10 protein-coding genes and 1 tRNA gene are annotated in these 10,580 nt (G+C 47.1%); 8 read left to right on the top strand and 3 right to left on the bottom strand.

Annotation, left to right across the window (positions count from 1 at the left end; translation table 11 throughout):
- Nucleotides 1–679, bottom strand: a 679-nt coding sequence (gene nfo, locus Q0369_RS05485) for a deoxyribonuclease IV (RefSeq protein WP_298097080.1), incomplete at its 3' end; no start/stop codon positions are given.
- 369 nt (nt 680–1,048) lie between these two features.
- Nucleotides 1,049–1,540 carry a hypothetical protein gene (locus Q0369_RS05480; protein ID WP_298097077.1) on the bottom strand — a complete coding sequence of 164 codons (492 nt, stop codon included), beginning with the start codon at nt 1,538–1,540 and terminating at the stop codon, nt 1,049–1,051.
- A gap of 77 nt (nt 1,541–1,617) precedes the next feature.
- On the opposite strand from Q0369_RS05480, the gene Q0369_RS05475 reads away from it, so the two are divergent.
- The 8 genes from Q0369_RS05475 to Q0369_RS05440 all read left to right on the top strand — a co-directional run bounded on the left by Q0369_RS05475 (nt 1,618) and on the right by Q0369_RS05440 (nt 9,372).
- A tRNA-Glu gene (locus tag Q0369_RS05475) sits at nt 1,618–1,692 on the top strand.
- A 262-nt stretch (nt 1,693–1,954) separates the two neighbouring features.
- On the top strand, nt 1,955–2,692 hold the full coding sequence (locus Q0369_RS05470) for a spore coat protein (protein WP_298097074.1): 738 nt from the start codon (nt 1,955–1,957) through the stop codon (nt 2,690–2,692).
- Nucleotides 2,676–3,875: a multidrug effflux MFS transporter gene (locus Q0369_RS05465; protein ID WP_298097071.1), complete on the top strand. Its 1,200-nt coding sequence runs from the start codon at nt 2,676–2,678 to the stop codon at nt 3,873–3,875. Before Q0369_RS05470 ends, Q0369_RS05465 begins: the two co-directional genes overlap by 17 nt.
- A 102-nt stretch (nt 3,876–3,977) precedes the next feature.
- The gene (thrS, locus tag Q0369_RS05460; protein ID WP_298097069.1) at nt 3,978–5,801 is read left to right on the top strand and encodes a threonine--tRNA ligase; all 1,824 of its coding nucleotides are present in this window, start codon (nt 3,978–3,980) and stop codon (nt 5,799–5,801) included.
- Nucleotides 5,798–6,319 carry a translation initiation factor IF-3 gene (gene infC / locus Q0369_RS05455; protein WP_298097066.1) on the top strand — a complete coding sequence of 174 codons (522 nt, stop codon included), beginning with the start codon at nt 5,798–5,800 and terminating at the stop codon, nt 6,317–6,319. Before thrS ends, infC begins: the two co-directional genes overlap by 4 nt.
- Nucleotides 6,320–6,635: 316 nt before the next feature.
- The gene (gene rpmI, locus Q0369_RS05450) at nt 6,636–6,827 is read left to right on the top strand and encodes a 50S ribosomal protein L35 (protein WP_291940085.1); all 192 of its coding nucleotides are present in this window, start codon (nt 6,636–6,638) and stop codon (nt 6,825–6,827) included.
- Nucleotides 6,828–6,925: 98 nt separating this feature from the next.
- A complete protein-coding gene (rplT, locus tag Q0369_RS05445; protein ID WP_298097063.1) occupies nt 6,926–7,282 on the top strand; it encodes a 50S ribosomal protein L20 in 357 nt (118 codons plus the stop codon).
- Between the two features lie 128 nt (nt 7,283–7,410).
- Nucleotides 7,411–9,372 carry a spherulation-specific family 4 protein gene (locus Q0369_RS05440; protein WP_298097060.1) on the top strand — a complete coding sequence of 654 codons (1,962 nt, stop codon included), beginning with the start codon at nt 7,411–7,413 and terminating at the stop codon, nt 9,370–9,372.
- 493 nt (nt 9,373–9,865) lie between these two features.
- Here Q0369_RS05440 and Q0369_RS05435 read toward each other — a convergent pair.
- A partial coding sequence (locus tag Q0369_RS05435; protein ID WP_298097057.1) for a hypothetical protein occupies nt 9,866–10,580 on the bottom strand: 715 nt, incomplete at its 5' end.

The following is a 10,580-nucleotide window of genomic DNA, read 5'->3' as shown; positions in this document are numbered from 1 at the left end:
GCACGCCAAGCTCGTTTTTCGTGTCGTTTAGGTGCATGCCGCTTAAAAATTTATAGCCGATCGCGCGGTCAAACTCGCTCATCGTGCGCTCGTAGGCCTGCGGGCTGCGGAGGTCGTATCTTGCGGCGAACGCGTGACAGGTGTCGATGCAGACGCCGATGCGATCTTTGTTTGAAATTTTGCCGATCACGTAAGCGAGCTGAGCGAAATCATAGCCGAGATTGGAGCCCTGGCCCGCGGTATTTTCGAGCACGAGCTTGACGCCACTGGTGTTTGCGATGGCGAAATTTAGCGCCCCTGCGATATTATCCAGGCACACTTGAGCTGAAATTTCATTTAGATGCGAGCCGGGATGAAAGTTCAAAAGCTTAAGCCCGAGCGCCTCGCAGCGGCGGATCTCGTCCATGAAGGCGTTTAGGGACTTCTCGCGCTCTGCCTCGCGCGGATGGCCCAAATTTATGAGGTAGCTGTCGTGCACCAAGACATGCTCCGCGCGGATGCCGCTTTGCCTCAGCGCGTCCTTAAATGCGGCGATCCCCTCTGCACTAAGCGGCGGCGCATCCCATCTGCGTTGATTTTTGACGAACATCGCAAACGCGTCCGCCCCGATCTTTGCGGCGTTTAACGGCGCGTTAGAAACCCCGCCGCTAGCGCTCACGTGCGCTCCGATCCGCTTCATTTTACCTCCTAAATTTTATTTTACGCCGCGTACGGCAAAATTTCATAAACCCGAGCCGTGCGCGGATTTTTTAAATTTAAATGCGCGCTTTTTCTTTCGCACATACGCGCTGCTTAGTAAATTTCGCCGCGAAGAGCCTGTGCAGAACATCAATAAAACCGCGCCGTTTGCACAAGCTGAAAACTACCCCACCGAGTAATGGAATTTTGACCGCTCGCGCCGTGTTTTGAGGCGGCTACCGAAGCGCATTATTTCCGCGCACTTACAAACGCCCGCTGCGCGAAATTTTACTCGTTCGCGATTTGCTCGCGCCGCCCGCGGAATTGCATCTCACGCGCTACAAACATTGCTCGCGGCTAGCGCAAAATTTTACTGCAGCTCGCGGATTTTAATCTTTACGCGGCGCTTTGCGTCGGCGAAGCTTATGAATCTTCCGCCGCCGTCCTTGTCGCGGCAAACCTTATAATCGATAGAGCCAGCTTGCAGGCTTTGTTCAAAGCAGTGGCCGCCCGCGTCGCTGCCACCGAAGATCGGCTTGCCGTCTAGGATTTCGCCCAGAAGTCCGCGGTAATGCTCGGCGCCAAAGAATTTTTTATTGAAAACGAGCTCGTCGTCGCACGCGCCGTTCATGCAAATTTTATCGCCTTTTAAAACCAGGCTCAGCACGCTGATGCCGCTTGCGTAAATTTGAACCTCGGTTTGGTTTTTAAATTTACGCATAAAGCCCGCGTCGCTGGTGCGAGTAAGCGGCGAAATGACGGTGAAATTTACAGCTTGCGTAGAAGCGGGCTTGAGTGCGGTGGTAGCGCAGCCTGCGAGCAGAAGCGAAAGTGCAAGCGGCGCCAGAAAAGAGCATTTCATAAATAATCCTTAATTTAAGTTGGGTTTAAGTGCGTCTTGAGTAGAATACCGCCTTTAATCTTAATACCAGATTAAGTGGCCCCTTCGTCTAACGGTTAGGACATCGCCCTTTCACGGCGGTAAAACGAGTTCGAATCTCGTAGGGGTCGCCACTTCTAGGTTTTAAAATTTTTTGACGCAAATCTTAGTTTTTGTAAAATTCTGAAATTTTATCCAACTGCTAAATTTTAAAATTATGCGCTTTTGCTGTTTCCTGCGCTACAAAATTCCAAGACTTCAATAAATTCTACTTGATAGTTTTAAAATTTAGCCCCGCCGAATTTATGTAATAAATTTTATGCGGACATATGGAACTTAATGAAATAAAACTCGCAAATTTAGCTCTTTCTAAAAAAAATTCGCTAAATTTATTGAATGCAAAATTTTAAAGAATATGTAAATGAAATTCTAAAAAATCATCCTGGCGAGCGCGTCACGAGCTTTAGTTTCGAGGGTGAGAAATACTGGCTAAAGCAGCCGGAACTGCGCATCCGCGGTGGATTGCTTACGAAAATATTTAAAGCAAATCCGAAAGCCGCTTTCGATTACGAAGCGCTAAAATGCGAGAGCCTATACGCAGCCGGCGCGCCTGTGCCGCAGCTGGTGCTGCGAGACGAGAGCTTTTTCGTACTCAAAGACGGCGGCACGCCGGTGGACGAGGTGCTAAAAAGCTCGGATGAGGCGACTTGCGTGGCGCTCATTCAGGGCTACGCTGCAGCGTTAGCACATCTACATTCGCGCGGCTTCATACACGGCAGACCCGCACTGCGCGACGTCTTAGTAAAAAACGGCGAGATGAAATTTATAGATTTTGAAAATCGCGGCGAGCGCGGTGATCTGCAAAAAGCCAAAATGCGAGATTTTTTGCTGTTTGTCTATGATCTTTGTCGCGAAGGTCTGAGCGAAGGCTTTGTGCGCGCAAGCATTTACACCTACGCCTCAAGCGGCGGGCAGGATGTAGTGCAAAGTGCGTGGGCTACGGTACTTGCGCTGCGTCCGATATATTTTATTGCCAGGCTCTTGCCGCAAAAATTTAAAGATCTAAACGCGCTCGTGCGCACGTTTGAGCTCTGCCTAAAAATAATTGAGAAAAACGATGGTCAAACAAAGTAAATTCGCTAAATTTAAGCTGGTGATTATACTTGCCTATATGTCGGCTCTGGCGCCCTTGTCTACCGATATGTATCTGCCCGCGCTGGAAAAGGTAAAGGCAAGCTTTGCTACGAGCGAGTTTTACACTCAGCTATCAGTTGCGAGTTTTTTCATCGCTTTTGCGCTAGGACAGCTAGTTTATGGGCCGCTAAGCGATAAATTTGGTCGTAAAAAGCCGTTATACGCGGGCATTTTGCTTTTTATATTTGCGTCGCTTGCTTGCGTGAGCTTTGATAGCGTTTACGCGTTTATATTTTTTAGATTTTTGCAAGCTTTAGGCGGGTGCGCGGGAGTGGTACTTGCGCGAGCCGTAATTAATGATAAATTCGAACTGCACGAGGCTGCGGCGATGTTTGCGCTGATGATGGTCGTAGGCTCGCTAGCGCCGATGCTAGCACCAACTCTAGGTGGATTTGTGCTAGATTTTTTCTCATGGCAAGCGATTTTTGCGATTTTGTTTGCGCTTGGAATTTTGCTTTTCGTATTCATATTTTTCGGACTTAGCGAGAGCGCGCAGATAGATGGGACTGCTACACTTAGCGTGAAAGGCGTGCTTGGCGAATACGGCATAATCTTGCGAAATAAAGAATTTATGCGCTATACGCTAGGATTTGCGGTTGCGATGAGCGCACTTTTTGCCTATATAACGGGCTCGAGCTTTATATTTTTGGATTATTACGGGCTTAGCGAGCGCGCTTTCGGCGCAGTATTCGGCATAAACGCTCTTGGAATGACCCTTGTTTCGGCACTAAATGCCAAGCTCGTGCAAAAGCGCGAACCCACAGCTTTATTAAATTTCGGTGTAATAGCGATGCTTGTGATGAGCCTGATTTTGCTCGCATGCGCTATGCTTGGCCTTCCCTTCATCTGCTTTGAGGCTTCGCTTTTCGTATTGCTTTCATCGCTCGGCTTTGTCGCGCCTAACGCCACGACGCTTGCGATGGCGCTGTATAAGGACGGCAACTCTGGCGCAGCTTCGGCGGTACTGGGGACTATGCAGTTTGCCATCGCCGGGGCTATTTCGTTTATCGTGGGTGCAGTGGGAGCGAATAAGCCGTTTTTGCTCGCAAGTGTGATGGCGATTTGTGCTCTTTGTGCGAACGCTGTGTATTTTTTATTGCGAGAAAAGAATCAAAAATTTTAATTTTAATATTTTTTAAATTTATCGTTAAGGATTGATTAGCTAAAATTAGCTCTCGTTCTTTCAGTGTAAGAAAGACAATTCGGTAAAAAAGGAAACAAGCCAATGAGCGATATTATCGCATATAAACTTAACGGTGAAATTTACGATACTCAAAGTATCGGCGAGCACGCAAGCGAGGCGCAGCCGATATATTTCGATAACTCCGAGGACGCGCTTAAAATTCTGCGCCACTCCTGTGCGCATCTTTTGGCACAGGCGGTGCGCGAGCTTTATCCGAGTGCTAAATTTTTCGTAGGACCGGCGATCGAAGATGGGTTTTACTACGATATCCGCGTCAGCAAAGATAACGGCGAGAAGCTCGGTGAAGAGGATTTAAAGGCGATCGAAAAAAAGATGCGCGCGCTTGCCGAGGCAAATTTAGAGATTAAAAAGATAGCCTCCACCAAAGAGGCGGTTGCAAAAAAATATGCAAACGACGATCTTAAGCAGGAAGTTTTGAAGCGCATCCCCGAAGGCCCGGTTAGCTTATACGCGCAAGGCGAGTTTGAGGACATCTGCCGCGGCCCGCACGTGCAAAATACGAAATTTTTGAAAAATTTCGCCCTTACGCGCATCGCAGGAGCGTATCTCGGTGGCGACGAGAAACGCGAGATGCTAACTCGCATCTACGGCGTCGTATTCGCCGATAAAGATAGCCTTAAAAAACACCTTACGATGCTAGAAGAAGCTAAGAAGCGCGATCACCGAAAGCTCGGAGCCGAGATGAAATTTTTCACCTTCGACGAGCAGATCGGCGCGGGACTTCCGATCTGGCTTCCTGCGGGTACGAGGATGCGTATAAAGCTCGAGGAGCGCCTTTATAGGCAGCTTCGCAAGCGCGGCTACGAGCCGGTGCGCGGCCCTGAAATTTTAAAATCAGACGCGTGGAAGATCAGCGGGCATTACAGCAACTACAAAGAAAATATGTATTTTACGACGATCGAGGAGCAAGAATACGGCATCAAGCCGATGAACTGCGTCGGTCATATCAAGGTTTATCAAAGCGAAATCCGCTCATATCGCGATCTGCCGCTTAAATTTTGCGAGTACGGCGTCGTGCACCGCCACGAAAAAAGCGGCGTCTTGCACGGGCTTTTCCGCGTGCGCGAGTTTACGCAGGACGACGCGCATCTGTTTGTAATGCCGAGCCAGATCAAAGAAAACGTCTATGAAATTTTGGATTTCGTGGAGCTTTTGATGAAGGCTTTCGGTTTTGAATACGAGCTTGAAATTTCGACCAAACCGCAAAAGGCAGTCGGCGACGACGAGGTTTGGGATATCGCGACGAAGGCCTTAAAAGATGCGCTTGACGAAAAGGGCTTAAAATACGGCTTAGACGAGGGCGGCGGTGCATTTTACGGACCTAAGATCGACATCAAAATCACCGACGCGCTCGGTCGAAAATGGCAGTGCGGAACGGTGCAGGTCGATTTTAACCTGCCTGCGCGCTTCGAGCTTGGCTACATCGACGAAAATAATGAAAAAAAGCAGCCCGTGATGCTACATCGCGCGATTTTGGGAAGCTTCGAGCGCTTCGTAGGGATTTTGCTCGAGCACACTGCGGGCGAACTTCCGTTTTGGATCTGTCCTACGCAGGTATCGATCGTGCCGATCGGCGAGGCGCACGCAAGCTATGCGAAGGAAATTTTAAATTTGCTGCGCGAAGCGGACATTGACGGCGAAATTTTAGATAAAAACGAGACGCTAAATAAACGAATCAGAACGGCTGAAAAGCAGAAGGTGCCGCTCATCATCGTCCTAGGCGATAATGAAGTTTCGGCTCGCAGCGTGGCTCTGCGCGATCGCAGGGCGCGCGAACAGCGAAATTTAGGGCTGGATGAGTTTTTAAATTTCGTAAAAGCTAAATTAAACGAGGTGAATTTTTGAGCAGAGAGAAAGAGGTTTTTCTAAACGAGGACATTCCGGCTAGCGAAGTCAGGTGCATAGGCGACAACGGCGAGGTTTATGGCATAATTTCAAAGGCGCAGGCGCTGCAAATCGCCGAGCGAGAGGGTGTGGATCTGGTTTTGATAGCGCCCGATGCAAAGCCGCCCGTTTGCAAGGTCATGAACTACAGCAAATTTCGCTATCAGCAGGAAAAAAAGCTCAAAGAGGCGAAAAAAAAGCAAAAAATCATCGAGGTCAAAGAGATCAAGCTGTCCGCCAAAATCGCTCAAAACGACATTAATTACAAAGTAAAACACGCGAAAGAATTCCTTAGTAGCGGCAAACACGTCAAGCTTCGCGTATTTTTAAAAGGACGCGAGATGTCGAGCCCGGAAATCGGCGTAAATTTGCTAAATAAAATTTGGGACGAATTTTTCGCAGAAGTTGCCGATCGCGATAAGACGCCTGCGCTGGAGGGCCGCTACGTAAATATGCTGATCACGCCGAAGAAGGCGTAGAGTAAATTTAGCGGCATTTGCGGTGCGTGCGGCAAAATTTTAAAATTTACGCGCTGTTTTTTCCCGCGGTACAGCGCGTAAATTTAAACTAAATAGCGTAGTTTTAAAATTTAATGCAGGCTAAGTTTATCTCTAAATTTAGCCCTTTAAATTTGTATAAAATTTTTCAGGTCAAGCGAAATTAAATCTTGAGCAGGCGGTAAAATTTAACTTTAAATTTATCTTGCGTTAATTTAAGCTACAAAATTCCTTAAATTCAAATTTTTCAAAGAAACTTTATTATATACTTCCCGTTCACTTTAAAAAAAGGACGACCATGCCAAAGATGAAAAGCGTGCGCGGTGCCGTCAAGCGTTTTAAAGCGGGCAAAAACAAGATCAAAAGAGGCTCGGCGTTTCGCAGCCACATTTTGACGAAGATGTCTCAAAAACGCAAGAGGAATTTGCGCGAGGCCCAATACGTCGATTCTACGAACGTATCTGCGGTTAAAAGAATGCTTTGCAAATAGTGCGAAGTTAGTTTTTGACGAAAGTCATTCAAACTCCCCTAAATTCATGGATTTTAGGGCAAGATCCCAAAAGGGACGCCGATTAAGAAAGGATTAATATGGCAAGAGTAAAAACGGGCATCGTTAGACGCCGCCGTCACAACAAGGTGCTAAAGCTTGCGCGCGGATTTTATAGCGCAAGACGCAAACATTTCAGAAAGGCTAAAGAGCAGCTAGAGAGAAGCCTCGTTTACGCCTTCCGTGACAGACGCGCGAAAAAACGCGATTTCCGCAGACTTTGGATAGTGCGCATCAATGCAGCTTGTAGGCTAAACGACATCAGCTATTCTAAATTTATAAACGGACTGAAAAAAGCGGGCATCGAGCTTGATAGAAAAATTTTAGCAAATATGGCTATGAATGACGCCGAAGCTTTCTCAACCGTCGCAAAGAAGGCAAAAGCAGCATTAAAATAAGCTTTAAAATTTGGTCGCTCCAAGGCGGCTAAATTTTTAAATTTCGACAAGGCTTTTAATTTTAAAAGCGCGTCCGCAAATTTGTCGAAATTTAAGAATTTGGATAATTTTATTTGAGGCGGTGCAGAATGCTAAAGTCTTTGAAAAAAATCGTATCTCTTGCGCTTGTCGGTGCAGCAGGGTTCGGCTATGCGAGCGAGCAGAATTCCTGGAGCTATGCAAACGCGCAAAAATCACCTTCCAACAACACTTCTCGTTCTGATGTAATGAGCGCTGCGGATAGCTTGGGCGCGAAATTAAGCAGGCGCAACGCGGCTAGCGATAATTCCGCAAGCGAGCAGTATGAAAACTCATTTCGTATCAAGCTCGAGTACGCAAGGGGCTTTGCCAAAAAGGGCTCATATTCGGGCGGGCTTAATAATCAGCGCGTTATGATGCCTGCGTTTCGCTGGACGGGCAATAGCGGCGTAAATGCCGAGTTTTGGAACGGCATTACCAATATAGGGGGCGCGTTGGTTCCTTATGTGGCTTTCGGTTCATACGAGGCGGCGATACCGGGCGATCAAACTACGCAATATCTAGTCAGAAGGGACGAAGACGCCGTTCAGATGAAGCGAAATATTGCGGCGGGCATAGCAAATTTAGGCTATACCTATACCAAAAATTCTACTAGAAATCTAAATTTAGTCTATGCCGATATCGATAATTTCGTAAATTTCTACGGCAGAGAAAATATCGCGGGATACTTTATCGACGAGGTCAATACCGAAAACAATCCCGCAACTATCTCTTATATGCAGAGTATCTATAATTATATCAAGACCAAATACCCCGGAATGCTCGTTTTAGCAAACAACGGCTGGGGCGTGCGCGACGCCATAGCCCCTTATGCGGACATTTGGATGCTGCAAGAGGTGAGCGCGGACGAGTACATAAACCGCTATCGTCCTAGAACCTCGGAGTTTGAAAAAGACCCGGCAAATTCCTCTAAAATTTTGCATGTCATATATAACGCCAGACCCGATCAATACGACGAGATCATAAGATTATCTCGCGAGCGCAACGCGGCAAATCTATTCATCACCTCCGATACGAATGCCTATCCTAGCGGATACGACGATCTGCCTACCTATTTTGAAGCGCTGATGCTGGCGATTAATAATTTCACGCCTAAAAACGGCAGCCTGTTTTCGCAGGTCGCAAGAGGCGGCAACCGGGTAGGCATCGAGATGCCGCGCTCGAAGGTCGATCTGGATCTTACCAAGCTAGCAAGAAATTCCGCTTATAAAAATTTAGCCGATACCGACGGGCAGGAGTTTAACGTAAACGTAAGCGCGATTGGAAACTACGGCGGGGATTACAAAGACCGCTCGGGCGGCGTCAAATACGATCACAAGAGCGACGGAATTTTACTCAGAGCCTCCAAGAGGGTAGATGATCTTACGCTGGGCGTGATCTTTGGGTACCAAAAATCAGACGCTTGGTATGAGGGTAAATTCGACGGCGTCAAAGAAAACATCAAATCCTACGAGCTCGGTCTGGCGGGCAGATACGATTTTAACGAGAACGTGGATCTGGCGGTCAATTTAACTTATTCGACGAACGATCATAAATTTGAAACCAACAACGGATTCGGCGCTATCCACGGCGCGAAATACAAGTCGCAAATTTGGGATTTCAGTACGAGGGCAGGGTATAAATTCTTATTTGAAAACGGCTACATTAAGCCATATTTGGGGCTTGGAGCGATTATGGTGAACGAGGACGCGATCTCTAGGCTTAAATTTAGCTCCGCTTCAAAAACCGCGCCGAACGGCACCGCGGGAATTTACGCGATCAAGGCTTTCGGCGATCTGCAGATATTCGCAAATGTGGAGTACGAGCATCGATTTAGCGGCGATTCGTATCATGCAAGCAGAAAGTATTCGGACAGGTACGACGTCGAGGGGCTTGATTATTCTAGCGGCGTATTTAACGGCGCGATCGGACTGAAATATAAGATCCTTCAAAGCGTCGGACTCAGCGCGTCGTACGAGCTAAGCGAGAGCAAAAATAGCCTGGCAAGAGCCGCTTTTGACGTGGAGTTTTGATTTTAATCGGAGTAGTCCAAGATAGGCAGCTTGAAGCACGATTACAAATTCCTCTTTGCCGCAAAACAAAAATTTTATGAGATTTGCGGCTAAATTTTACCCGAGCTTTGCCGCGAAATTTTAAAATTTTGACCGTAAAATTTTTGCTCGCATAATTTCTACTTTGAAATTCCATGTAAGACCATTTTTGTGCCGTTATGGATGCGAAGCGACGAGATGGAATCGCTGCCACAGAATTTCGCGCGGACGCTGAGGGGGTTTTAAAATTATAAGATTTTGCCCGTTTAAGACTTTGTGGATCGCGTTTCATCCGTAAGAGATTTTAAAATTCTATACTAGGTGCAACTGCGGAATTTTTAAAAGCAGCGGAATTGCAAGAACTCCAAAGGGGCAGTATTCATAATCCGAGGCAAAATTTAGATTGATTGAAAGCTACCGAAATTGGGTGAAAGAAGCGAAATTTTGCGGATCGCTCCGCAAAATTTAAGAGAGATTATTTTAGCTTGTCTAGTTCGATGATGTAAGGCACCGAGTTTACCCCCGCACCGAAGTATTTGGCAGCTAGGGCTTTTGCAGCGTTTAGCTCGGCGGCGCTTACGTCTTTGGCGCCTGCTTTGTTATCTTCAGCGTAATATTTTTTAAAAACCGCTATCTTTTGCTCGTCGGTTTTAGCATTTTTGATCTCTTTGTAGATGAGCGCGGATTTTGCGTGGCCGTCATCGCCGTGAACGGAGGTCATGACGATATCGACATTGTTATTTTTTAACGTTTCTTCGATCCTTGCCATCTCTTTGCGGCAGAATGGGCACAAAGCGTCCGTCAGCATTAAAATCGTAGGCTTTTTAGGATCGTTTCCCAGCTTGATGATATTGTCTTTGTTTTCGGATTTTACGACCTTTGTCAGCTGTCCCGCAACGCGGTCTTGCTTGATCTGCTCTTTGTAAACCACGCGTTTTTTAGGATCGATGATGTCCGTAAATATCAGATCGCCTTGAGTGAAAATGATCTCCTCTTGCGACATATTGCCTTGAGAAATTTTTAAAACGACCGCCTCTACGCCCTTTGGCTCGCTAAGCGGGATGCGCTCGGCGATCTTTATGTCGATGCCTTGCGGTACGCCGCCGTAGATAGATAGAATTTCGCTGTCGCTTAGAGCCGCGTTTAGGCTCGCTGCGAGCGCAACTGAAGTTAAAATAGCTTTTTTCATT

Origin of the sequence: uncultured Campylobacter sp. (assembly GCF_938030685.1) — a bacterium.
Classification (GTDB): Bacteria; Campylobacterota; Campylobacteria; order Campylobacterales; family Campylobacteraceae; genus Campylobacter_B.
The sequence above is the reverse complement of the archived record's forward strand: the minus strand, read 5'-3'. Positions and strand labels throughout refer to the sequence as shown.